The 22001-nt window shown below is 71.3% G+C and carries 21 protein-coding genes; 6 read left to right on the top strand and 15 right to left on the bottom strand.

Annotated elements, in window-relative coordinates:
* Positions 1-21: 21 nt before the first annotated feature.
* The 6 genes from ACFVTX_RS08510 to ACFVTX_RS08485 all read right to left on the bottom strand — a co-directional run bounded on the left by ACFVTX_RS08510 (position 22) and on the right by ACFVTX_RS08485 (position 6156).
* Positions 22-753, bottom strand: a complete 732-nt coding sequence (locus ACFVTX_RS08510) for a ThuA domain-containing protein (RefSeq protein WP_386899413.1) — start codon at positions 751-753, stop codon at positions 22-24.
* Between the two features lie 2 nt (positions 754-755).
* Positions 756-1763 (bottom strand): hydroxyacid dehydrogenase, encoded by a 1008-nt coding sequence (locus ACFVTX_RS08505; RefSeq protein ID WP_386899163.1) that lies wholly within the window; start codon positions 1761-1763, stop codon positions 756-758.
* Positions 1760-2674, bottom strand: coding sequence for a carbohydrate ABC transporter permease (locus ACFVTX_RS08500; protein ID WP_386899162.1), 915 nt, complete (start codon positions 2672-2674; stop codon positions 1760-1762). Before ACFVTX_RS08500 ends, ACFVTX_RS08505 begins: the two co-directional genes overlap by 4 nt.
* Positions 2671-3603 (bottom strand): carbohydrate ABC transporter permease, encoded by a 933-nt coding sequence (locus ACFVTX_RS08495; protein WP_386899161.1) that lies wholly within the window; start codon positions 3601-3603, stop codon positions 2671-2673. The genes ACFVTX_RS08500 and ACFVTX_RS08495 overlap by 4 nt, the downstream gene beginning before the upstream one ends.
* A 62-nt stretch (positions 3604-3665) precedes the next feature.
* Entirely contained in the window at positions 3666-4973 is a 1308-nt protein-coding gene (locus tag ACFVTX_RS08490; RefSeq protein WP_386899160.1) for an ABC transporter substrate-binding protein, read from the bottom strand.
* A gap of 94 nt (positions 4974-5067) precedes the next feature.
* Positions 5068-6156 (bottom strand): substrate-binding domain-containing protein, encoded by a 1089-nt coding sequence (locus ACFVTX_RS08485; RefSeq protein WP_386899159.1) that lies wholly within the window; start codon positions 6154-6156, stop codon positions 5068-5070.
* A 116-nt stretch (positions 6157-6272) separates the two neighbouring features.
* Between ACFVTX_RS08485 and ACFVTX_RS08480 the strand changes: the two genes are divergently transcribed.
* The gene (locus tag ACFVTX_RS08480) at positions 6273-8174 is read left to right on the top strand and encodes a DUF2264 domain-containing protein (protein ID WP_386899158.1); all 1902 of its coding nucleotides are present in this window, start codon (positions 6273-6275) and stop codon (positions 8172-8174) included.
* A gap of 44 nt (positions 8175-8218) precedes the next feature.
* Here the strand turns inward: ACFVTX_RS08480 and ACFVTX_RS08475 are convergent, their stop codons facing one another.
* On the bottom strand, positions 8219-9346 hold the full coding sequence (locus tag ACFVTX_RS08475; RefSeq protein WP_386899157.1) for an AI-2E family transporter: 1128 nt from the start codon (positions 9344-9346) through the stop codon (positions 8219-8221).
* A gap of 209 nt (positions 9347-9555) precedes the next feature.
* Between ACFVTX_RS08475 and ACFVTX_RS08470 the strand changes: the two genes are divergently transcribed.
* Positions 9556-10938, top strand: coding sequence for an MDR family MFS transporter (locus ACFVTX_RS08470; protein ID WP_386899411.1), 1383 nt, complete (start codon positions 9556-9558; stop codon positions 10936-10938).
* A 12-nt stretch (positions 10939-10950) separates the two neighbouring features.
* Here the strand turns inward: ACFVTX_RS08470 and ACFVTX_RS08465 are convergent, their stop codons facing one another.
* The 3 genes from ACFVTX_RS08465 to ACFVTX_RS08455 all read right to left on the bottom strand — a co-directional run bounded on the left by ACFVTX_RS08465 (position 10951) and on the right by ACFVTX_RS08455 (position 14665).
* Positions 10951-12381 (bottom strand): lipase maturation factor family protein, encoded by a 1431-nt coding sequence (locus tag ACFVTX_RS08465; protein WP_386899156.1) that lies wholly within the window; start codon positions 12379-12381, stop codon positions 10951-10953.
* Between the two features lie 71 nt (positions 12382-12452).
* Positions 12453-13916, bottom strand: a complete 1464-nt coding sequence (locus ACFVTX_RS08460) for a phytoene desaturase family protein (RefSeq protein ID WP_386899155.1) — start codon at positions 13914-13916, stop codon at positions 12453-12455.
* A gap of 2 nt (positions 13917-13918) precedes the next feature.
* Complete coding sequence (locus ACFVTX_RS08455) at positions 13919-14665, bottom strand: NUDIX domain-containing protein (RefSeq protein ID WP_386899154.1); 747 nt, start codon at positions 14663-14665, stop codon at positions 13919-13921.
* 59 nt (positions 14666-14724) lie between these two features.
* Here ACFVTX_RS08455 and ACFVTX_RS08450 point away from each other — a divergent pair, with 59 nt between their 5' ends.
* Complete coding sequence (locus ACFVTX_RS08450) at positions 14725-15579, top strand: MBL fold metallo-hydrolase (RefSeq protein ID WP_386899153.1); 855 nt, start codon at positions 14725-14727, stop codon at positions 15577-15579.
* A gap of 67 nt (positions 15580-15646) precedes the next feature.
* Here ACFVTX_RS08450 and ACFVTX_RS08445 read toward each other — a convergent pair whose 3' ends face one another.
* Positions 15647-16219 carry an NADPH-dependent F420 reductase gene (locus tag ACFVTX_RS08445; RefSeq protein WP_386899152.1) on the bottom strand — a complete coding sequence of 191 codons (573 nt, stop codon included), beginning with the start codon at positions 16217-16219 and terminating at the stop codon, positions 15647-15649.
* Positions 16220-16320: 101 nt separating this feature from the next.
* Here ACFVTX_RS08445 and ACFVTX_RS08440 point away from each other — a divergent pair, with 101 nt between their 5' ends.
* The 3 genes from ACFVTX_RS08440 to ACFVTX_RS08430 all read left to right on the top strand — a co-directional run bounded on the left by ACFVTX_RS08440 (position 16321) and on the right by ACFVTX_RS08430 (position 18169).
* Entirely contained in the window at positions 16321-16845 is a 525-nt protein-coding gene (locus ACFVTX_RS08440) for a MarR family winged helix-turn-helix transcriptional regulator (protein WP_386899151.1), read from the top strand.
* A gap of 80 nt (positions 16846-16925) precedes the next feature.
* Positions 16926-17546 carry a ClpP family protease gene (locus ACFVTX_RS08435; RefSeq protein WP_386899150.1) on the top strand — a complete coding sequence of 207 codons (621 nt, stop codon included), beginning with the start codon at positions 16926-16928 and terminating at the stop codon, positions 17544-17546.
* Positions 17543-18169, top strand: a complete 627-nt coding sequence (locus ACFVTX_RS08430) for a ClpP family protease (protein WP_386899149.1) — start codon at positions 17543-17545, stop codon at positions 18167-18169. The genes ACFVTX_RS08435 and ACFVTX_RS08430 overlap by 4 nt, the downstream gene beginning before the upstream one ends.
* Here the strand turns inward: ACFVTX_RS08430 and ACFVTX_RS08425 are convergent.
* From ACFVTX_RS08425 to ACFVTX_RS08410, 4 genes are all read right to left on the bottom strand, one after another.
* The gene (locus tag ACFVTX_RS08425; RefSeq protein WP_386899148.1) at positions 18151-18624 is read right to left on the bottom strand and encodes a helix-turn-helix domain-containing protein; all 474 of its coding nucleotides are present in this window, start codon (positions 18622-18624) and stop codon (positions 18151-18153) included. The genes ACFVTX_RS08430 and ACFVTX_RS08425 overlap by 19 nt on opposite strands.
* Before the next feature lie 147 nt (positions 18625-18771).
* Complete coding sequence (locus ACFVTX_RS08420) at positions 18772-19974, bottom strand: NEW3 domain-containing protein (protein WP_386899147.1); 1203 nt, start codon at positions 19972-19974, stop codon at positions 18772-18774.
* 23 nt (positions 19975-19997) lie between these two features.
* Positions 19998-21455 (bottom strand): Gfo/Idh/MocA family protein, encoded by a 1458-nt coding sequence (locus tag ACFVTX_RS08415; RefSeq protein WP_386899146.1) that lies wholly within the window; start codon positions 21453-21455, stop codon positions 19998-20000.
* Between the two features lie 219 nt (positions 21456-21674).
* Entirely contained in the window at positions 21675-21977 is a 303-nt protein-coding gene (locus ACFVTX_RS08410; protein ID WP_386899145.1) for a DUF1540 domain-containing protein, read from the bottom strand.
* Positions 21978-22001 lie beyond the last annotated feature (24 nt).

Below are 22001 nucleotides of genomic sequence, written 5' to 3'. Positions count from 1 at the left end.
CGAGCCCGCCCTTCGCGCGTCTCAACGCTGGAGGAGCCAGTCGATCGACCGCCGCAACAGCTCGCGGTGGCCGGGTGCCTCGTAGGATGCCGCGTCGTGCCCGAGCAGGTCGACCACGACGCGGGCCCGCCCGAGCTCGCGCGCCCACACGAGCGGGTGCGATCGGCCGCCTTCGTCGTGCTCGGCGATCACCTCGACGGGACCGGTGAACTCGAGGTCGGTATAGCGCTCGTCCTGCACGACCGCGTCCACGAGGGTGGAGCGGATCGGATGCTCGCCGACGAATCGCACGTGCGCGTCGCCGTACGGCGGATGCCAGCTGCCCCCACGCACCCAGCGACCGCCGATCGCCTCGCCGAAGACGCCGAACTCGCGCAGGCTGGACACTCCGGCATGCATCACCAGGATGCCGATTCCGCGGTCGACCGCCGCTCGCAGCTGCGCCTCGCCCGCCACGACCGCGGCCTGCTCGCGGCCGGCCGGCGGCCGGGCTGGCCCGCCATCGGCACCGGGACCATCGGGGTCGCCGGCGTTGACGACCAGCAGCCGGGCGCCGTCGAGCGCCGCGAACGCCGTCTCGACCCGCTCGTGGAGTTCGACCTCGACCCCCGCCTCGGCGAGCAGCTCACCGAGGCGGGCACTCGTCTCAGCGAACGGATGCCACGGGTCGGCGTAGCGTGCCGACCCGGTGAACAGCACGGCGCGAACGTGGTGCTCCCCGTCGACGACCGCCGTCCGCCCGCGCTCAGGCATCGTCACGCCGTGAACGACAGCTCATCGGCGAGCACGCCGTACGCGAGCGGCAGGCCGCGCGCCAGACGTCGGGTCTCGTCGAGCGCGACCTCGGCCAGACGGCCGAGCTCGAGCCCCAGCGAACCGGCGATGTGCGGTGTGAGCAGCACATGCTCGTGGTCGTAGAGCGGATGCGCTCGATCGAGCACCCACGGGGTCGTGACGTCGAGGATGGCGTAGAGGTCGCCGCGCAGCACTCGTGCCGTCAGCGCCTCCTGATCGATCAGCTCTCCTCGCGCCGTGTTCAGGAGCGTCGCCCCCGGCTTCAGCGACGCGATGCGGGTGGCGTCGAGCATGCCCTGCGTCTCGGGCAGCGAGGGGGCGTGCACCGAGACGACGTCGCTCGTCGCGAGCAACTCGTCGAGTTCGACGAGACGCACGCCCAGTTCGCGTGCATCCTCCTCGCCGAGGAAGGGGTCGGCCACGACGACTTCGAGGTCGTACGGCCGCAGGAGCTCGATGACGTTGCGCCCGATCTTGGACGCGCCGACGATCCCGACCCGGTTGCCGTAGTTGCCGAGCCAGGGGAAGTCCGCCTCGACGTCGAAATCGCGCCGCTCGGCACGGTATCGACGCGCGATCGGCAGGACTCGCTTGTTGGCGAGGACGATCATCGCCACCGTGTACTCCGCGACGGGAACGGCGTTGGCCGCAGCCGCGGAGCTCACCACGATGTCGCGCTGCCAGACTTCCGCGGTGAGGTGATGCTTGACGGACCCCGCCGCGTGCACGATGGCACGCAGCCTCGGCGCCGCGTCGAGCGCCTGCTCGTCGACCAGCGGGCTGCCCCAGCCGGTCACGAGCACCTCGACCTCCCCGAGCAGCCGTTCCGCCTCGGGAGAGGTGAACTCGGTGAGCACCCCGACGACGTCGGACACCTCCGCGAAGGCGGCGCGGCGATCGGGGGTGAACACCCGGTCGAGCACCTCTGCCGACATGGCGAAGGCGAGGCGCGGGCGCGCGTTGCTCATTTGATGCTCCCTGCGGAGAGGCCGGCGCGCCAGAAGCGCTGCAGCAGGATGAAGGCGACCACGAGCGGGACGACCGAGAGGAACGACCCTGTGATCACCATCGGCGTGAACTCGGGCATCGGCAGCGTGTACCCCTGCCAGAGCGACATCCCGACGCTGACCGGGAACAGCTCCCGGTTCTGCAGCATCACGAGGGGCAGCATGAAGTTGTTCCAGATGCCGACGAACTGGAAGAGCGCGATCGTCACGAAACCCGGGCCGAGCATCGGCAGGCCGATGCTGAAGAAGCTGCGGAGCGGCCGCGCACCGTCGACGCGTGCCGCCTCCAGGGTCTCGTCGGGGATGTAGCCGGAGCTGAACACCCGTGCGAGGTAGACGCTGAACGGGTTGCAGAGCACCGGGATGAGCACCGCCCACATCGTGTTCGTGAGGCCCACCGAGCTCGCGAGCAGATAGAGCGGCAGCACCGTCGCAGTGTTCGGAATGAGCACCCCGATCAGCACGGCGCCGAACAGCGTGTTCTTGCCCCGGAACTGGAACTTGTCGAAGGCGTACCCGGCCATCACCGAGATGAGGCCGCCGACCACCGCGCCGACACCGGCGTAGAAGACGCTGTTCGCCATCCAGCGCACGAAGATCCCGTCGCCCTCGGTGACGACGGCGACGACGTTCTCCCAGAGTGCACCGCCGAAGCTGAAGGCGCTCGTGCCGTAGAGCCCGGCGGCATCCTTCGTCGAAGCGAAGACGAGCCAGAGGATCGGCAGCACCATGTAGAGCGAGCCGAGCACCAGCAGGCCGTTGACCGTGATGCGGGAGCCGACGGCACGCGGCCGTCTCCGACGGGGCCCGTCGAGCAGGCCGCGGTCGGCGTCGACCGAGACGGCGGCGCGGGTGTCGAGCGTGGCGGTCATCGCGACGCTCCCTTCGAGGTGATGCGCGTCACGATCCAGGACAGAAGCCCGGCGAGCAGCGCGAGGATGATCGATGCGGCCGCCGCCTGCGGCAGGTTGTTGCGGTTGAACGCCGCGTCGTAGGCCCACATGTTCGGCACCCAGGTGCTCGTGACGGCGGTCGTCGCCTTCGACAGGATCTGGGGTTCGGTGAACATCTGCAACGTGCCGATGACGGTGAACAGCAGCGTCACCCCGAAGGCGGGGAGGATGAGCGGCGCCTTGATCGAGAACGCGGTGCGGATCTCGCTCGCGCCGTCGACGCGTGCCGCCTCGAGGATGTCTCGGGGCACCGCCTGCAACGCGGTGAACAGCACGATCACGTTGTAGCCGGTCCACTCCCAGACCGCGATGTTCACGATCGAGGGCAGCACCATGTGCACCGAGAGGAAGTCGATCTCGATGCCGCCGGCTGCGAGCGCCGACACGATCGGGCTGACGCCGGGCGTGTACAGGTAGGCCCAGATGAGCGCGGCGATCACGCCGGGCACGGCGTGCGGAAGGAAGAGGAAGAGCTGGAAGGCGCGTTTCGCGACCGTGACGGCGGCGTCGAGCAGGAGGGCGAAGCCGAGCGCGGCGCCCAGCATGATCGGAATGTACATCAGGCAGTACACGAACAGCCGCAGGAAGCCGGCCAGGAAGCTCTCGTTCGTGAGCACTTCGACGTAGTTGCCGAGCCCGACGAACACCGTCTCGGCCCCGCCGAAGCCGAGACCCGAGCGCTGCTGGGCGAAGAAACTGAGCCCGATCGCGTAGACGACCGGTGCGACCATCGCGACGACGAACAGGCTGAAGAAGGGAATGAGGAAGATGGCGGCGGTGCGGCCGCCGGTGCCCGGGATGCGCCGGCGCGCGACGGTGCGCGTCCGGCCGGCGAGGCTCGTGGTCATCAGGTGCTCCTTGTTGGTCGCGTCCGCGGGGCGACCGTGCGGCCGCCCCGCGGACTGCGGGACTACTCGGTGACGGACAAGCCGAGGTCTTCCAGGCCGTCGACGGTCGCCTTCTGCGAGACGTCGAGGGCGTCCGGCACGCTGCCGCCCGCGCCGACCGTGCTCATCGAGTCCTTGAGCGCCGTGTTCGTCACGTCGAAGTTGGGCCCCCACTGCCAGCCGTCGACCACTGCTGCGTAGGCTTCGTCGAACACCGCGTAGAGGTCTCCGGCGAAGTAGTCGGTCGGGAACACGCCCTCGGCGATCTCGCTGAGCCCCGGGTACGCGAGGTAGGCGCTGCCGACCTCGCCGCGAGCCTCGACCGCAGCCGGGTCGGTCGTCACGAACTCCAGGAACTCCGCTGCGGCCGCGGGGTTCTCGGAGTTCGACGTGACCGCGAAGCTCGTGCCGCCGTACAGGGCGTTCGACTCCTCGCCCCACGTCGGCGGTGCTGCGGCGACCCACTTGCCGGCCTGGCCGTTCGCCTCGGTGCGCGACTTGATGCCCGCGGCGCTCCAGCTCGCACCGAGGACGCCGTTCGTCACGCCGTTCGCCATGTCCGCGGTCCACTCGTCGCTGAACGACGGCTGCACCTTCACGAGATCGTCGTCGATGAGGCCCTGCCAGAACTCGGCGACCTTCGTCGACTCCTTGTCGTTCACGCCGATCTTCCAGCTGTCGTCCTCGACGCTGAACCAGCTCGCGCCGGCCTGCCACGACAGGGCGGCCTGCACGGCGGGCTCGTTCGGGTTGAAGCTCGCGAGGTAGGCGTTCGGGTTCGCGGCACGGACTGCCTCGGCCGCAGCGCGGAACTCGTCCCAGGTGGTCGGGATCTCGAGGCCTGCGGCGTCGAGCACGTCCTGGCGGTAGTACATGACGAGCGGGGGTGCGTCGTACGGCAGTGCGTAGGTCGCGTCTTCGAAGGTCACGAGGTTCCTGATGCCCGCGGAGTACTCGTCGAGGGTCGAGGCGGGCACGAGGTCGTCGATCGCGACGATCGAACCTGCACCGACGAACTGCGGGAGCTGGGCGTACTCGAAACCGGCGACGTCGGGGCCGTCGCCGGCGGCGATGGCCGTGGCGAGCTTCGCGTATCCGCCGCCGGCGCTGTTCGGGATCTCCTCGAACGTGACGGTGATGTCGTCCTGGCTCTCGTTGAACGCCGCGGTCACGAGGTCCATGCCGGGGATCGCGGACCAGAAGGTGATCTCGCCCGAGGGATTCTCCTCGGGCGACGGTGCGGCCGCGCCCGAGCCGGTCGAGCAGCCGGCGAGCAGTGCTCCGGCGGTGACGAGCGCGGCGCCGGTGAGCAGCCTGTTGCGCAGAATCATTCGTATTCTCCTTTGAATGTGACGTGCAGCACTACTGAACCGCCCGAAGCCCTCAGAGGCAAGACATAACGCCACAAACGAACAAGATCGAACATCATGCGACGATGCGCGTCGATTCCCGTTCGATGAGCTCGGGCAGCATGGCCGTGCGCGTGACCGCCCGGCTCGAGGCATCCGCCTGCTTGATGCGATCGAAGCAGAGCCGCATGGCCGCATAGCCGAGGTCGCGCTTCGGCGGCGCGATCGCGGTCAGCGGCACTCTGGCGAGCGCGGCGATCTCGTCGTCGTAGGCGATCACGGCGAAGTCCTCGGGCACCCGCACCCCGCGGTCGGCGGCGAGATCCGCGAAGGCGACGGCATCGACATCGCTCAGGACGATCGCGGCGGTGATCTGCCGCTCGAGGCAGTCGGCGAGGAACCGGCCGAGCGCTTCGACCTGCCCGTCGTCGCCGACATCGGGCGTCGGGAGCGCGTGGTGGAGCATCGCGTCGCCGTTCCCCATCCGCCCCATCGCCCGCGTGTAGCCGTCGACCACCCATGGCGTCGTGGGCGTCTCCCGAGCGGCGAGCGCGATGCGTCGATGGCCGAGCGCCGCGAGATGCCGCACCGCGAGCTCGGCACCGTAGCCGTGGTCGCTGCGCACGCACTCGAGCCGCCCGCCCGCCCGCTCGTCGATCGCCCGCTCGACCACGACGACCGGGATCGGTGCGTCGACGAGCAGATCATGGAGGGGGGTTCCCTCGATGTGCACGCTGCTCGGCGTGATCATGAGCGCATCGACGCCGCCGGCGATCAGCCGCTCGGCCTGGCGCAGCTCCTCCCGCTCGGAGTAGTTCGTCGTCCCCAGCACGAGGCGGCAGTTGAGCTCGCGCGCCGCATCTCGCGCGCCCCGGATCACCTCGGGGTAGTAGTAGCTCGCCGACGGAGTGATCATGCCGATCGTCGCGACCGGCCGTCGCGGCGCACGGGCCCCCGAGTCACCTTCCTCGCGTTGCGCGGCGACGGATCGGGAGACGGCGCCGCCGTGCACGCGCACCAGCAGGCCCCGCTCCTCGAGTTCGGCGAGGTCGCGCCGCAGCGTCATCGTCGACGCACCGAGCTTCGCAGCGAACGGGGTGACCTCGAGCGCCCCCCGCAACTCGAGTTCCTTGAGGATGGCATCGTGCCGACCCGGAGCAAACACCTCGAACCCCCTTTGTTCGATCTTGTTCGTTACTGCTGAACGAACGAAACTCACCATACACTTGACCGCACCGCGCTGTACACGACGGCGACCGGTCAGCGAAGGAGCGAGCGCAGATGTCCCAGCCCGGTTCCCCGACGATGGGACGAGCCGACTGGTTCGCCGCCGCCGATCGGATGCTCGATGCGCTCGGCCCGTTCCGCTCGGGCTCGGGGGCGCTCATCGAGTTGCCGGGTCGCCCGAGCTGGTCGGGCGAACGCTCCGATGCCTTCGAAGGCTATGCCCGCTCGTTCCTGCTGCTCGCGCTGCGCATCGCGGGCGGCGACGGCGAGGATCCTGCCGCGCTCCTCCCCCGCTACCGCGATGGTCTCCTCGCAGGCACCGACCCAGAGCATCCCGAGGCCTGGCCGCGGATCGTCGATCGCGGACAGGCCCTCGTCGAGGCGGCATCACTGGCCGTCGGCCTCGACCTCACACGGCCCTGGCTCTGGGATCGGCTCGATGCCGGGGAGCAGGCCCGAATCGCCCGGTGGCTCGCTCCGTCGGCCCGGGTCGCGACCCCCGACAACAACTGGGTGCTCTTCCGGGTGGTCGTCCAGGAGTTCCTCGCGGGCGCCGGCTTCGACCACGATCCGTCCGTCATCGACGCGGGGCTGGCCCGCGTCGACGGTTGGTACGACGGCGACGGCTGGTTCCGCGATGGCGACGGACAGAACTTCGACTACTACAACGCCTGGGCGATGCACCTGTATCCCCTGTTGTGGAGCCGCATGCACGAGCGACGCGACCCCGCCCGGGCGACCACGGTGCGCGAGCAGGCGCTCGACCGCCTTCGGGCGTTCCTCCCGCAGCACCTCCACTTCTTCGGCGGCGACGGCACGCCGGTCTTCCAGGGCCGCTCGCTCTCCTACCGGTTCGCCGCGCTCGCCCCGCTCTGGCTCGGCGAGCTGTACGGCGTCTCGCCGGTCGAACCGGGCGCGCTCCGCCGACTCGCCTCGCGCACGTTCCAGCGGTTCGCCGACGGCGGTGCGTTCGACGAACGGGGTCTTCTCACGGGTGGATGGCTCGGTACGTTCCCGCCGATGGTGCAGGCGTACTCGGGACCGGCGTCGCCGTACTGGGCGAGCAAGGGATTCCTCGGGCTGCTCCTGCCCGCAGGGTCGGCGGTCTGGTCGTCGCCCGAGCAACCGTCGCCCGTCGAAGCGGAGGATGCATCGCTCGTCCTCCCTGCACCGGGCTTCCTGGTGTCGACCACCGCGTCCGACGGCGTCGTTCGGCTCGTGAACCACGGCAGCGACCATCATCCGCCGCTCACCGGCCCCGACGACCCGCACTACGGTCGGCTCGCGTACTCTTCGGCGACCGCCCCGAGCTACGACCCGCACCCCGTCGACAACCACATCGCGCTCCTCGACGAGCACGGCCGCGCGAGCCGGCGCGGCGCGATCGAGAGGGTCCCCGCGCTCGGTGACGGCGGGGCGCTCGCGAGCGCACACCTCCCGTACTGGGCGGAGCCGGGCGCCGAACCCGAGGCGGCGACTCGCCTCGCCCGCGCCCGCATCACCACCGCCTCGCTCGTGCACGGGCCGTACACGGTGCACCTCCACCTCGTCGAGAGCGACGACGCACGCGATCTGCCCGTGCGCATCGGCGGATTCGCCCTGGCCGCCGCGACGGCACCCGCGGAGTCGATCGGCCCGGCACGCGCGACCGTCGGCGACGGCCGGCTGGTCTCGTCCGTCGTCGACCTGTTCGGCGACCACGTCCCCGGCGTCCACCGCTCGGTGGGGACGAGCCCCTACGGCGAGCAGACGGCCGTCCCGATCCTGACCGGCAGCCATGCCGGCGGGCGCAGTCTGCACGTCGTCGCCGTGCTCCTCGGAGGACCGGACCCGACGCCGGTCCCACGGCTGCTCGCGCTCGAGGCATCCGAGCTCGAGGTATTCGCCCGGCTCGACTTCGGGGACGGTGTCGTGCGGACGCTCGGCGTTCGTGCCGGCTCCTCGCGTCGAGGCTGACGCGACCGCATCCCGAAGGGATTCCGGGCAGACGGCGGACTTCCCTAGATGGTGTCCTGCCTGGGGAAGATCACCTTCTGCACGATGATGATGAGCGAGGCCGCCACCGGGATCGCGACGAGCGCGCCGAGCACGCCGCCGAGCGTGCCGCCGGCGACCGCGGCGATCACGACGAGCGCACCCGGCACCGAGACCGCGCGGTTCATGATGCGGGGGCTCAGCACGTACGCCTCGACCTGCATGTAGATGAGGTAGTAGATCGCGGCGGCGAGCGCCGTCGCGGGCGAGGCGGCGAGGCAGACGAGCGAGATGATCACCGCGCCCGAGAGCGTTCCGACGAGCGGGACGAGCGAGAACAGGAACGCGATGAACGCGAGCAGGATCGGCGCGGGCGCCCCGATGATCGTCAGGAAGACGAGGCTCAGCACGCCGTTGACCGCGGCGAGGCTGACCTGGCCCATGACGTAGCGGCCGACCGAGCCCGTGATCTCCTCGGACACGTCGCGGTAGCCCCCGCGCGAGGAGGCCGGCACGAAGCGGGCGGCGTAGCGCTTCATCGAGTCGAGCGAGGCGAGGAAGTAGAGCGTGAGGATGAGCACGATCGTCGCGCCGGTGAAGCCCCCCGCGATCCCCGCACCGACCGCGAGGATGCCGCCGCCGAGCGAGCCCAGGTTCTCGGGGTCCGCGAGCCACTTGCCGACCGACTCGATCGCGTCGTTGAGCGCGTCACCCGACCCCGAGACGCTATTGAGCCAGCCGACGAGGTCGCTGTGCTTGAAGTTCTCGACGATCGTCGGCCAGTTCTCGATGACGTACGTCGTCTGCTCGACGATGAGCGGCACGATGGTCGCGATGAGCCCGACGAAGAGGCCGACCACGACGATGACGACGCCGAGGATGGCGGCCCACCGGGGCATCCCCCTGCGCTGCAGCCAGCTGACCACCGGATCGAGGCCGAGCGCGAGGAAGAGTGCGAGCGCGACGTAGAGGATGACGGTGCCGAGCTCGGCGATGATCCCGCCGAGCATGAGCGCGAGCAGCACGCCGAGCGCCCCGATGAACCCGATGCGGAACGCCCGGATCTTCACCTCGGGCGCGCGCGCGTCGCCGTCGCTCGTGACCTCGGTCGCCGGCGGCTGCGGAGCGACCGGCCGCTTCGTTCGGATTCGCATGCCTCGACGGTAATGCGCGCCCCCGCCGACGGCAGCCCCTTGACCCGGCGAGTTCGAACCGGCGGCCCCGGCGGACGGATGGAATGATTCGCCGCCCGAGGCGTTGCACCACTGCGGGGCGGCACCTTGCGCCCCGGCGAGGAGCGAGGGTGACCGACACGACAGGCGTGGGATTCCGATCGGCACGAGGGCCGGTGCTCATCGCCGTGATGCTCTCGACCGGCCTCATCGCGATCGACTCGACGATCCTCGCGACGGCGGTGCCGTCGATCGTCGACGACCTCGGCGGCTTCTCGCAGTTCCCGTGGCTGTTCTCGATCTACCTGCTCGCGCAGGCCGTCTCGGTGCCGGTGTACGCGAAGCTCGCCGACACGGTCGGGCGCAAGCCCATCATGCTCGTCGGCATCGGCCTGTTCCTGCTCGGCTCGATCCTCTGCGGCGTCGCCTGGGACATGACCTCCCTCATCGTCTTCCGCGCCGTGCAGGGCCTCGGCGCGGGCGCGGTGCTGCCCGTGTCGATCACCATCACGGGCGACATCTACACGGTGCGCGAGCGTGCGAAGGTGCAGGGCTACATCGCGAGCGTGTGGGCGGCCTCCGCCGTCGTCGGCCCGACCCTCGGCGGTCTCTTCGCCGAGTTCCTCTCGTGGCGATGGATCTTCTTCGTCAACATCCCCCTCTGCATCCTCGCCGCGGTGATGCTGTGGCGGGCTTACCACGAGTCGCTCGGCCGCGAGAAGCACCGCATCGACGTCGCCGGGGCGATCGTGCTGACCGTGGGGCTCACCCTCGTCATCCTCGCCGTGCTCGAAGGCGGCCAGGCGTGGGCGTGGATGTCGTGGCAGAGCCTCGCCGCGTTCGGCGTCGGCGGGCTGCTCCTCGTCGCCTTCGTGCTCATCGAGCGCCGCGCCGCCGAACCGGTGCTGCCGTTGTGGGTGTTCTCCCGCCGGCTCATCGTCACGACCTCGCTCATCTCGCTCGGCGTCGGCGCCGTGCTCATCGGGCTCACCTCCTACGTGCCCACCTTCCTCGAGATCACGGCGGATGCCTCGCCCCTCGTCTCGGGACTCGCGGTCGCCGCACTCACCATCGGCTGGCCGATCGCCGCCTCGAACGCGGGCCGGCTGTTCCTCCGCATCGGGTTCCGGGCGACCGCGCTCATCGGGCTCGCGATCGCCGTGCTCGGGAGCGCGGCTTTGTTCGCCGCGTCGTTCGCGCCGAACGTGTGGACGACGGCGATCGCGTGCTTCATCGTCGGCCTCGGGCTCGGGCTCGTCGCCTCGCCCACCCTCATCGCGGCCCAGTCGTCGGTGCCGTGGGAGGAGCGCGGGGTCGTGACGGGCGCGAACATGTTCCTCCGTTCGGTGGGCAGCGCCGTGGGCGTCGCGATCTTCGGCGCCGTCGCGAACGCGGTGATCGCCGGCTCGGGGCTCGGCGCCCAGTCCCCCGTGGCGATCCAAGCGGCCTCGGCGACGGTGTTCTTCGCGGTCGTCGTCGCCGCGGTGCTCACGGTCGCCGCGGCCCTCGTGATGCCGCGCGCGCACGTCGACGACATCGAGCACCGCCCGGCGGAGGCGACCGCCGCGAGCTGAACCCGTCGACCCTCAACCGACGAGGGCGATCTCCGCTTCGAGGGTCCGCACCCACCGATCGCCCGTCGCCGGGAACTCCGTTCGCGTCGAGAAGCGGTAGTGGTAGGCCCGCACCCGCAGCCGGTTCGGCCTGGCCCCGTCGAACGGGTCGCGCGCGAGCAGCGCGAGCGTGGGCGCGTCGGCCGTGAGCAGGCGCTCGAGGAACACCTCGAACCACGGCTCCCACATGCGTCCGAGCGGCAGGAACCACATCAGCCAGTCGAGCCGCAGGTGGTACGGGGCCCACTGCCGCGGCAGCGCCCGCACATCACCGGGCTTGCCCTTGAAGGCGTACTCGCGCCAGGCGCCATCCTCGTCGGGCGCCCCGTCGAGGGTGCCCTCGACGACGATCTCGATGCGCCGCTTCGTCACCGTGCCGAAGGCGCCGTAGGCGTTCACGAGCATCCACCGGTTGAAGGCGGCGTTCATGAGCTGCCGGTGCGCGAACAGGTTGCGCAGCGGCCACCAGCTGAGCACGAGCAGCAGGGCGGATGCCACGAGCACGACGAGCACCCACCAGAGCGGCGAGCCCGTGGCATCCGTGCCGAGGCTCTGCGGGATCGCCGGGATGACCGCATGCCAGACGGAGTCGGGCACGGCGGAGGCGGCGAGCACGACCGTGATCCAGTTGAGCCAGGCGAAGTTGCCCGTGACGATCAGCCAGAGCTGCGTGGCGATGACGACGGCGGCCGCCGCCGCGCCGACCCACCCCGGCACGAACACCAGGAACGGCACGACCAGCTGCGCGAAGTGGTTGCCGAGCACCTCGCCGCGGTGGAACCACGGCGGCAGCAGGTGCGCCTGGCGGCTGAGCGGCCCCGGCATCGGCTGGGTCTCGTGGTGGTACATGAGCGCCGTGAGGTCGCGCCACTCGCGACCGCCGCGGATCTTGATCATGCCCGCGCCGAACTCGAGGCGGAACACGAGCCACCAGACCGCGACGATGATCGTGATCGGCGGGGGCTGCGAGTTCGATCCGAGGAACGCGACGGTGAAGAGCGCCTCGCAGAGGAGCATCTCCCAGCCGAAGCCGTAGAAGGTCTGGCCGACGTTCACAACCGAGAGGTAGAGCAGCCACAGGCCGAGGAAGACGAGCATCGGCAGCCACGGCGGGCCGAGCTGCGGCAGCCCGAGCACGACGGATGCCCCGAGCACCATCCCGGTGACGGCCACCGCGACGAGCCGCCGGTCGGTGTACCCCCAGCGGAACAGGCTCGGGCCGCGCAGCCGCGAGGCGCGGCGCAGCAGTTCGGGCACCGGCAGGAGGCCATGTTCACCGAGGAGTGGCCGGAACTGGTTCAGGGTCGACCAGAACGCGATGACCGCGAGCGCGCCGACGCCGCGCTGCAGCACCTGGCGGGCGACCTCGTAGTCGTGCGCGTCGAACCAGGCGGTCCAGTCCACCCCTCCACGCTACGCCCGCGGGAAGTCGGTCGAGGAGGGAGCGCAGCGGCCGTCTCGAGGCCACCCGGCCGTCAGACGCCGAGCCCGAACCGCTCGCGGAGCGCGAGCTTCGCGGCGTACCAGCCGTTCATGCCGTGCACGGCCGGGCCCGGCGGCGTCGCGCTCGAGCAGAGGTACACGCCGTCGACGGGGGTGCGCCAGGGCGCCGTCGAGACCACCGGGCGCTTCACGAGCTGCGCGAGGTCGAGCGCCCCCGAGTAGATGTCGCCGCCGACGTAGTTGCGGTTGTACTCCCCCACCTCGCGCGCCGAACTCGCCGCGCTCGCGAGCACGACGTCGCGGAACCCCGGTGCGAACCGCTCGACCGCCGCGGTCACGAGCTCGGTCGCGTCGAGCGTGGACCCGGCCGGCACGTGGGTGTACGCCCAGAGCACCTGCTTGCCCGCCGGCGCACGGCTCGGGTCGACGACGCTCGGCTGGCAGACGAGCACGTACGGATGCCTCGGGGCTCCCCCGTCGCCCGCGACCTGCGCGTTGACGCCCGGCTGCAGCCCGCGCACGACCGCGTTCTCGGCCTCGACGATCTCGCGGCGGCTGCCGCCGAGATGCACGGTCGGGGCGAGCGCGACGGCGGGGTTCGCCCACGGCACCGGGCCGTCGAGCGCGAAGTCGACCTTCGCGATGCCCGACCCGTAGCGGTAGCGGCGCAGTGCCCGCTCGTAGCGATGCGGGAGCTCGGCGGTGAACAGCAGCTCGGGCGAGGTGTCGAGCAGCACCGCGCGGGAGCCCTGCACCTCGTGGAGCGACTGCACCGGGGCATCCGTCAGGATCTCGGCGCCGTGCTCGACGAGCTCGGCGACGAGGGCGTCGGCGATCGCCTGCGATCCGCCCTTCGGCAGCCCCCAGCCGACGCCGTGGGCATGCATCGCGATCAGGAGCCCGGCGCCCGCCGAGGCGAGCGAGGGCAGCCCGCCCGCCGCGTGGGCGGCGACCCCGGTGAACAGCGCCGGCGCGACGTCGCCCGTGAATCGCCGGTCCCACGCGCGGGTGCCCTGGTCGAGCGCGCGCAGGCCGAAACGGAACGCCGCGATCGGATCTCGGGGCACCCGGAGCAGCTGCGACCCCGTGAAGTCGACGACGCCGTCCTGGCGGGCGAGGAGCGGCCCGACGAGTCGTCGCCACGCCCGGCCGTCGGCGCCGAGCCCGTCGACGGTGCGATCGAGGTCGCGCCAGGCGATGCCGGCGCGGCCGCCGGGCAGGGGGTGCGCGTAGGAGGCCTCGGGCACGATCCACTCGGGCGCGCGCGGGCCGTCGATGAGGCCGAGCTCGTGGAACACCGGCGAGGCGAGCGCCGCCGGATGCACCGCGGAGCAGACGTCGTGCCGGAAGCCGGGCAGGGTCAGCTCGGCGGTGCGGAGGCCGCCGCCGATCGTCGGTGCCGCCTCGACGACGCGCACCGTGAGCCCGGCACGCGCGGCGACGACGGCGGCCGTGAGGCCGTTCGGCCCCGATCCGACGACGGTGACGTCGACCATGCTCAGGAGGTGTGGAGATAGACCCAGGGCAGGCGGTCCATCAGGAGTCGGTGACGATCGCCCTGCGCACCCGCGGCGGCGACCGCGGCTGCAGTCGCGCCATCGTTCGGGTCGTCGTTCGGGTCGGAGGTGCCGAGACGCTCGTACTCCTCGTCCTCCTCCCAGAGCACCATGCGGCGCACCTCGTCACGGCGGGCGCGGTAGGGACGCACCTCGCCCGCGGCGTACGCGGCGAGCGCGGCATCGACCGACGGCGAGTCGAGCAGGCCGTAGAGCGTCACCCAGGTCGGCGGCCAGAGGGTGAAGCCGCCTGCGGAGTGCCGTTCGAGAGCGTCGACCGGGCGCATCCACTCGGCGTCGACGAGCTCATCGGGCGCGAGGCGCAGCTCGCCGTCGGGCACACGGACCGCGAAGAACGCGGTCGTGAGCGCCTTCGGCGAGCGCTCGGGCGGGGTCCACAGCGAGAACGGAACGAGCTCATCGGCGTCGACGACGAGGCCGACCTCCTCCTCGACCTCGCGCACGGCGGCGCGGCGGGCCGCGTCGAGACCGTCGGCGGGGCCGCCCGCGGCGTCGGCCTCGTCGACCGCGCCCCCCGGGAACACCCAGGCGCCGGCGAAGGTGCCGCGGTCATGCGGGCGTTGGGCGAGCAGCACCTCGACGCCGAGTTCGCCGTCGCGCAGCAGGACGACGGTGGCGGCGGATCGGGTGGCGGCGGGTGAGCGGGGCTGCTCGGGCTCGCGGTCCATCCCCTCAGACTAGGCCGGTCGGCCCGCTCGCGCACGGAAGCCGCGGATACACTGCGGGGATGGATGACGCCGCAGCGCCCCAGCGGATCGACCCGGCCGGGCCGTCACGACTGGCCCGCACCGTGCTCGCCCCGAATGCGGGCCCGATGACCCTGGACGGCACGAACTCGTACGTGCTGCAGGCGCCGGGCGCCCGCAGGGCGATCGTCGTCGACCCCGGGCCCGCCGACGCAGGGCACCTCGCACTGCTCGCCGCGGCGGGGTCGGTCGAGCTCGTGCTCATCACGCACCACCACGCCGACCACACCGAGGCGATCGACGCCTTCGTGCGGCTGACGGGCGCCCCGGTTCGGGCGATCGACCCCGCCTTCTGCCGCGACGCGGCACCCCTCGTCGACGGCGAGCGCATCGCCGCCGCGGGCGTCGAGCTCGAGGTGCTCGCGACACCGGGGCACACGGCCGACTCGGTGTGCTTCGCGCTGCTCGGCGAGGCGGGCGACGAGCCGATGGGCGGCGAGGCGGGCGATGTCGCAGGCGCTCGCGCCCCGCTCGCGGTCCTCACGGGCGACACGATCCTCGGGCGCGGCACGACGATCATCGCCGACCCCGACGGCGCCCTCGGGCCGTACCTCGACTCGCTCGAGCGGCTGCGGGCGATCGGCGCAGCGGGCCACGTGCCGGTGCTGCCGGGTCACGGCCCCGAGCTGCCCGATCTCGCGAGGATCTGCGAGGCGTACCTCGCGCATCGCGCCGAGCGGCTCGACCAGATGCGTGCGGCGCTCGCGCACCTCGGCGCCGACGCCGGGGTCGAAGCGGTCACCGATCTCGTCTACGCCGACACGGATGCCTCGGTGCGGGGTGCGGCCGAGGCATCCGTGCGTGCGCAGCTGCGCTACCTGCGCGGCACCGCCTGACCCCGCCCCGAAACGCCGAATCGCCCGCCTTCGAACGAAAGCGGGCGACTCGCGACGTGCTGGAGCGTCAGGCGGCGACGGCGAAGCCGCCCGTCCAGCCGATCTTCTCCTGAACCGCGAGGGTGAGCTGGAGGAACCCGATCGACTCGAGCTCGCGGGCGCGCTTGAGGGCGCCCGCGTCGATCGCCTTCACGCCGCCGGCGCGCACGACGTCGATGAGGGCCTGCTTGGCCACGGCGTCGTCGCCCGCGACGAGCACGGTGGTCTCCTCTTCGCCGACCGACTTCGAGGCGAGGGTCGCCGCGAAGTTCGTGTTGAAGGCCTTGAGCACGCGCGACTCGGGCAGGAGCGCGGCGAGCTCGGCGGCCTTCGAGCTGTCGGAAGCGGGGACGAGCGAGTCGAAGGTCTCGAAGTCGAGCGGGTTGGTGATGTCGACGACGATCTTGCCGGCGAGCTCGGCGCCACGGGCCTCGACGATCTCGGCGAGTGCGAAGTGGGGCACGGCGAGCACGACGATGTCGCCCGTGATCGGCTGCGAGGCGTCGCGGCCGATGACCTCGACGCTGTTGCCGCCCGCGGCGACGATGCCGCCGATCGCGCTGCCCATGTTGCCGTTTCCGATGATGCTGACGGTCGTCATTGCGATTCCTCCCCGCGCCGTTCGACGCGATTACTTGTTACGACAACCATTACCTTAGACCAATTCAGTTGTTGCGTCAACCAATGCGCTAGAATCGAGGCATGGCAGACGAAACGCAGTGGCTCTCCCCCGAGGAATCGGCGGCCTGGGTGCGCCTCATCGCCGTCGCCGAACTGCTGCCGGGGGCGCTCGACGCGCAGCTCCTCCGTGACGCGGGCCTCACCCACTTCGAGTACGTCGCGCTCATGGCGCTCGCCGACGCCCCGGGCCGCACCATGCGCATGACCGAGCTCGCCTCGCGCACGAACGCGACCCTGCCGCGCCTCTCGCACGTCGCCCGCCGGCTCGAGGAGCGCGGGCTGATCCGCCGTTTCCCCTGCCCCGAAGACCGGCGCGCGACCAACGCGACGATCACCGAGGCCGGGCTCGAGCTCATGGCCGACGCCGCCCCCGGCCACGTCGGCACCGTGCGCGCGAACGTGTTCGACGCACTGAGCGCCGAGCAGCTCGAACAGCTCTACGTCATCGCGGGCGCCGTGCTCGCGAAGCTCGACCCCGACGAGCGGCTCACGGCCACCTCGTGCCAGTTCAGCGAAGGGCCGGTCGTCCGCACGCTCGCGGGCTGAGCCGGTCGTCTCTGCTCAGGGCAGCACTGCCCTCGGCAGCATCGGGCCCGCGACCTGCCACGGCCGCGCAGGCTGAGGGCATGAGCGAACAGACCCCGGCCATCCTGCCGATCGACGCCGAGCTCACCGCCCGGCTCTTCCACGAACGCATCATCGTGCTCGGCGACGAGCTCGACCAGCAGGGCGGCAACCGCCTCTGCGCGCAGCTCGTCACCCTCGCGGCCGACGACCCGCGCCGAGACATCCGCTTCTGGATCAACTCACCCGGCGGCTCGGTGTCGGCGATGCTCGCCATCGCCGACCTGATGCGCTCGATCCCGAACGACGTGTCGACGATCGCGTACGGCATGGCCGCGAGCGCGGGCCAGTTCCTGCTGAGTGCGGGCACGCCGGGCAAGCGCTTCGCCCTGCCGCATGCGCGCATCCTCATGCACCAGGGTTCGGCGGGCATCGGCGGCACCGCCGTCGACGTCGAACTGCAGGCCGACGACCTCCGCCACATGCGCGACACCGTGCTCGGCATCACCGCGGCGAACACCGGCCAGCCGCTCGAGCGCATCGCCGAGGACTCCCTCCGCGATCGCTGGTACACCGCCGCGGAGGCGGTCGACTACGGCTTCATCGACCGCATCGCCGACGGCTTCGACGAGATGTTCCCCCGGGCCGAGCTCCCCCAGACCGGATTGCGAGCGACCGCATGACCAGCTACACCATCCCCTACGTCGTCGAGAAGCGCGGCAACAGCGAGCGTTCGCTCGACGTCTACAGCCGCCTGCTCTCCGAGCGCATCGTCTACCTCGGCACCGAGATCGACGACGGCGTCGCGAACGTGCTCATCGCGCAGTTCCTCCATCTCGCGTCCGAGTCGAGCGAGACCCCGATCAGCCTCTATCTCAACTCCCCCGGCGGCTCGCCGGGTGCGGCGCTCGCGGTCTACGACACGATGCAGCACATCAGGCCGGATGTCGCGACCACGTGCGTCGGCCAGGCGGCCGGGCCGGCCGCGGTGCTCCTGGCGGGCGGGGCGAAGGGGCAGCGTGCGATCCTGCCGCACGGGCGGGTCGTGCTGCACCAGCCCTCGACGCAGGGCCGGGGCTCGATCCCCGACCTCATCATCCACGCCGACGAGGTCGTGCGCGTGCGGGCCGAGCTCGAAGCGGCGCTCGCCGCCGACACCGGGCACGACGCGGAGACGCTCCGACGCGATACCGATCGCGACCGCATCCTGTCGGCGGCCGCCGCCGTCGAGTACGGAATCGCCGATCACGTGCTGACGGCGCAGGTCGCGGTCGGCGCGGGCGCCTCCTACGCGGCGAGCAGGTAGACGCCGCCGGGCGGCGTGACGACGGTCGCGCCGCCCGCGGCCGTCGCGGCGTCGAGGTCGAGCACGAGCACGGCGTCGGCCTCGAGCGCGGGATGCCTCGCCGGCGGGTCGGCGCGGAACGCGAACGACACCTCGCGTTCGAGGCGTTCGCGCCGCTCGGCCTCGCGCCGTTCGACGGCGCGGCGGGCCTCGAGCGAGTCGGCCACGCGGTGCACGAGCTCGACGAGCTCGAGACCGAGCGCCTCGGCGACCGAGCCGAGCACCTCGCTCGACGCCTCCTTGCGACCGCGCTCGATCTCGGAGAGGTACTGGGGCGAGACGCCTGCCGCCCCGGCGACCTCGGTGAGGATGCGCTCCTGCTCGAGGCGCTCGCCGCGGAGCACCTCACCCAGCTCGTTGCGCCAGAGCGGCTTCGCGGTGCGCGGCGCTCGCGTGAACTCGACGACCTTGCCCATGCCCTGAGGCTAACCGCGCAGCCGATCGGGCGACAGCTCGATCCGCTGACAGCAGAACGGGTCGGCCACGGTGACAGCCAAGGGCGGCGCGGGACCCCCGTTCCCACGCCGCCCGCCCTCCGTGCCCGGAGAGCCCCCTCCCCCGGGTCAGGGGGCGATGCCCACCGCGAACACGTGCATCGACGCGTTGGCGGGCAGCACCACGAACTCGACCGTCTTGGCCGGGTCGAGCGCGACCGAATGCGCGAACATCCGGTACTGGTAGGCCGAGTCGCCGTAGCCGCTCGGCCGGTTGCGGCCGTTCGTCGCGACGGCGAGCGTCGCGCCGTGCGCGTCGGCTGCCTGGAACGACCAGTTCGGGAACCCGACCGCCCCCGAGGACGTCGTGCCGTCGGTGTAGAACACCGTCGCCGTCCCGGTCGCGCCGGTGCCCGATCCCGAACCGAGCAGCACGAGCCGCTCGCCCTGGCCCGGCAGGCTGATCGCCTGTCCGCTCGCGGCGACGTTGTCGGGCGTGCCCGGCGCCGAAGCCGGCATCTGCAGGCTCGCGCCGAGCGCTTCGACGACGGCCCCCGGGCCGGCACCGGCCGCGGCGAGCTGTTCGGCCGAGAACGAGTTGCCCTCGCTGTCGAACGCCCCCGCGCCCGTGGCCTGCTCGCTCGTGATGCCGACGTTGTTGAACGCCGCGGCGAGGTCGGCGAGCGGCGCCGCCGTCGGCACGGCACGCGTCGTGGTCGCGCTGCCCGCACCGTCGCCGCCCGTGTACGAGACGTTCGCGGTGAACACCCGCAACGCGAAACCGGGGCGCTGCTCGGGGATCCGCACCTGGAACGTCGCCGTGCCCTGCTTGCCCTTCTTGATCTGACTGAGCTCGTGCTCGACGGCGACGACCTGCCATCCGACCGGGCCGCTGAACGCGACGTCGACCTTGCGCATGGCCTGGTCCGAGCCGTTCTCGACGACGACCTCGACCTCGGCGATCGCCGGCCCTTCGAGGCCGATCTCGCTGATCGATACCGCGATGTCGGGCTGCGCCACGGCCTCGGCCGCCGCAGGCTGCTCGGCGGCGGGCTTGTCCGCGGCGGGCTTCCCGGCCGAGGTGCGGGCCTCAGCGGAGGGCGCGGCCGGCGCCGACGGCGCGGCCGACTCGGGCGCCGTGGCATCCGGCGCGTCGGTCTCGGATACCTCGGGCGCCGGACTCTCCGCTGGCGCCTCCGTCTCGGGCGCCGGCGCGCTCGTCGCCGGGGCGACGGGCTCCTCGCTGGCGAACGCGGGCTGCGCCGCGAGTGCGATCGTGGAAGCGAGCGCGAGTGCCGCGACGGCCCCGCGACGAACGGTCTTCGATGACATGTGGGTTCCTCTCGATTCGGCGATCAGACGACGGCAGGCATCGCGGTGCGGACGGAGTCGAGGCCGAGGCGGAGCTTCTTCCACTCGCCTCGCGTGAAGTCGGGCACCTCGACGGGGCGCCCGCCCTTCGCGAGCGACATGACGCTGAGCGGCACGGGCGCGCACCAGGCGGCCGAGTCGTACACGTCGATGTCGGGCACCTGCCCGGTGCGCATCTGCTGCACGATGCGCCACTGCAGGATGTAGTCCATGCCGCCGTGGCCGCCGCCGGCGGCGGGACCCTCGAGGTCCTTCCACAGCCAGTGGTCGAACTCGCCGCGCAGTTCTGCCGCGCCGCGCCAGTAGTCGCCGCCGTGGATCGGTTCGGCGTAGACGCGGGCACCGGTCGAGTCGCCGCCGACGTAGTCCTCGAAGAGGCCGCGGCTGCCCTCGATGGTGTTGATGCGGCTGTACGGGCGGGGCTGGCTGACGTTGTGCTCGGCGCGGATCGTGCGACCCTTGGCGGTCGTGATCATGCAGGTCACGAGGTCGCCGTTGACGTAGGTCTCCTTCCACGAGCGGTGGTCGCGCGGCACGAAGCGCTCGCGGTAGTCGGCGAGACCTCGCGCGGCGGTCGTGGTGGCGGTCAGGGTGGTGAGACGGTCGCCGCGGTTGATGTCCATCGCGGCGGCGATCGGCGCGAGGCCGTGCATGGCGTAGAAGCTCGCGGTGCTCTTGGTGTGCCAGATGCGGCGCCAGTCGTCGGTGTAGTAGCCGTCGTTGAAGAGCAGCGCGCGCAGGTCGTGCAGGTAGCCGCCGTGGCCGCTCGTGATGTCGCCGAAGACGCCCTCGTGCGCCATCTTGAGCATCGCGAGCTCGTTGCGGCCGTACGAGCAGTTCTCCATGAGGAAGAGGTGCTTGCGGGTCTTCTCGCTCGTGTCGACGAGGTCCCACAGTTCGTCGAGCTCGGTCGCGATGGGCAGCTCGATGCCGGCGTGCGCGCCGGCGAGGAGCGCGGCCTTGCCCTGTGCGTGGTGGAACTCCCACGGCGTCGCGATGTAGACGAAGTCGAGCTCTTCGGTGTCGAGCATCTTCTGGAACGAGGTGTCGGAGCCGCCGTACTCGCGGGGCCGCGTCTTGCCGGCGCCGGCGACCCGGTCGGCCGCCCGGGTGGCGCGGTCGCCGCGGATGTCGCAGACGGCGACGACCTGCGCACCGGGGATGCTCACCCAGCCGTCGAGCATGCCCGCGCCGCGATTGCCGAGACCGATGAGGCCGATCTTGACGACGTCGACCTGGTTGAACGGTTCGTTCGCCATCGAACCGCCGCCGGCCTTGCGCATCGGCGCGGCCGCGTTCGCGGCGCCCGGCGCTGTGGTGGCGGCGAGTGCGACGCCCGCGAGGGCGCCGCCGAGAATACTGCGTCTGGTGAAACCGGATGCCACGGAGCCGGCGCCCGAGGCGCCCGACTCGGTTCGCGGGCTGGTGAAGAAAAGCGTCATTGCACTCCCCAGAGAACGTGTTGTGTCGTTGCTTCAGCACCTTTCCGTACATGATCGACGAATGTCAAGAGTTGATTGAAAGAGCGGCCAAACAATCATGATTCGTCATGTTTCGTGCCGAACGAGCCCGAATCGCCCCGCAGACGACGAAGAACGGGCCGTTCCGCGCAGTGCGGAACGGCCCGTTTTCAGCCCGTGGTCAGGGAGAGGTCGGGGAGGTCAGGCGACCTCGTAGGTCAGGCAGTCGGCGTCGTCGGCGCCCGCGCCGATGCGCACCGAGGCCGCCGTGCACTCGAGCTTCGAGTTGTGCACGCACTCGGAGCGCTGACACGCGCCGACGTGGGTGAGCACCTTGTCGAGACCGCCCTTGCTGCCGAGCGGGATGAACGTCGCGCACTCGGCATCACCGGGCGAACCGGCGATCGTCACGGCCGCGGCGTGGCAGTGGGAATGGTCGTTGTAGGAGCATCCGGCGACCGAACATTCGGCGACGGCGGGCAACTCGTCGAGCGTCATGCTCATGGTGACCTCCTGTGGCGGTTGCGG

It is taken from the genome of Agromyces sp. NPDC058136 (genome assembly GCF_042884375.1).
In the GTDB taxonomy this organism is placed as follows: domain Bacteria; phylum Actinomycetota; class Actinomycetes; order Actinomycetales; family Microbacteriaceae; genus Agromyces.
This window is presented reverse-complemented; position numbering and strand designations above follow the sequence as displayed.

Bases quoted from the DNA above. Each gene is read 5' to 3' on its own strand.
- ACFVTX_RS08415 (WP_386899146.1), bottom strand. From the start codon at position 21,455: ATGACGCTTTTCTTCACCAGCCCGCGAACCGAGTCGGGCGCCTCGGGC.
- ACFVTX_RS08475 (WP_386899157.1), bottom strand. From the start codon at position 9,346: ATGCGAATCCGAACGAAGCGGCCGGTCGCTCCGCAGCCGCCGGCGACC.
- ACFVTX_RS08505 (WP_386899163.1), bottom strand. From the start codon at position 1,763: ATGAGCAACGCGCGCCCGCGCCTCGCCTTCGCCATGTCGGCAGAGGTG.
- ACFVTX_RS08410 (WP_386899145.1), bottom strand. From the start codon at position 21,977: ATGAGCATGACGCTCGACGAGTTGCCCGCCGTCGCCGAATGTTCGGTC.
- ACFVTX_RS08420 (WP_386899147.1), bottom strand. From the start codon at position 19,974: ATGTCATCGAAGACCGTTCGTCGCGGGGCCGTCGCGGCACTCGCGCTC.
- ACFVTX_RS08425 (WP_386899148.1), bottom strand. From the start codon at position 18,624: ATGGGCAAGGTCGTCGAGTTCACGCGAGCGCCGCGCACCGCGAAGCCG.
- ACFVTX_RS08510 (WP_386899413.1), bottom strand. From the start codon at position 753: ATGCCTGAGCGCGGGCGGACGGCGGTCGTCGACGGGGAGCACCACGTT.
- ACFVTX_RS08450 (WP_386899153.1), top strand. From the start codon at position 14,725: ATGGATGACGCCGCAGCGCCCCAGCGGATCGACCCGGCCGGGCCGTCA.
- ACFVTX_RS08490 (WP_386899160.1), bottom strand. From the start codon at position 4,973: ATGATTCTGCGCAACAGGCTGCTCACCGGCGCCGCGCTCGTCACCGCC.
- ACFVTX_RS08500 (WP_386899162.1), bottom strand. From the start codon at position 2,674: ATGACCGCCACGCTCGACACCCGCGCCGCCGTCTCGGTCGACGCCGAC.
- ACFVTX_RS08430 (WP_386899149.1), top strand. From the start codon at position 17,543: ATGACCAGCTACACCATCCCCTACGTCGTCGAGAAGCGCGGCAACAGC.
- ACFVTX_RS08435 (WP_386899150.1), top strand. From the start codon at position 16,926: ATGAGCGAACAGACCCCGGCCATCCTGCCGATCGACGCCGAGCTCACC.
- ACFVTX_RS08445 (WP_386899152.1), bottom strand. From the start codon at position 16,219: ATGACGACCGTCAGCATCATCGGAAACGGCAACATGGGCAGCGCGATC.
- ACFVTX_RS08440 (WP_386899151.1), top strand. From the start codon at position 16,321: ATGGCAGACGAAACGCAGTGGCTCTCCCCCGAGGAATCGGCGGCCTGG.
- ACFVTX_RS08470 (WP_386899411.1), top strand. From the start codon at position 9,556: ATGCTCTCGACCGGCCTCATCGCGATCGACTCGACGATCCTCGCGACG.
- ACFVTX_RS08480 (WP_386899158.1), top strand. From the start codon at position 6,273: ATGTCCCAGCCCGGTTCCCCGACGATGGGACGAGCCGACTGGTTCGCC.
- ACFVTX_RS08460 (WP_386899155.1), bottom strand. From the start codon at position 13,916: ATGGTCGACGTCACCGTCGTCGGATCGGGGCCGAACGGCCTCACGGCC.
- ACFVTX_RS08495 (WP_386899161.1), bottom strand. From the start codon at position 3,603: ATGACCACGAGCCTCGCCGGCCGGACGCGCACCGTCGCGCGCCGGCGC.
- ACFVTX_RS08455 (WP_386899154.1), bottom strand. From the start codon at position 14,665: ATGGACCGCGAGCCCGAGCAGCCCCGCTCACCCGCCGCCACCCGATCC.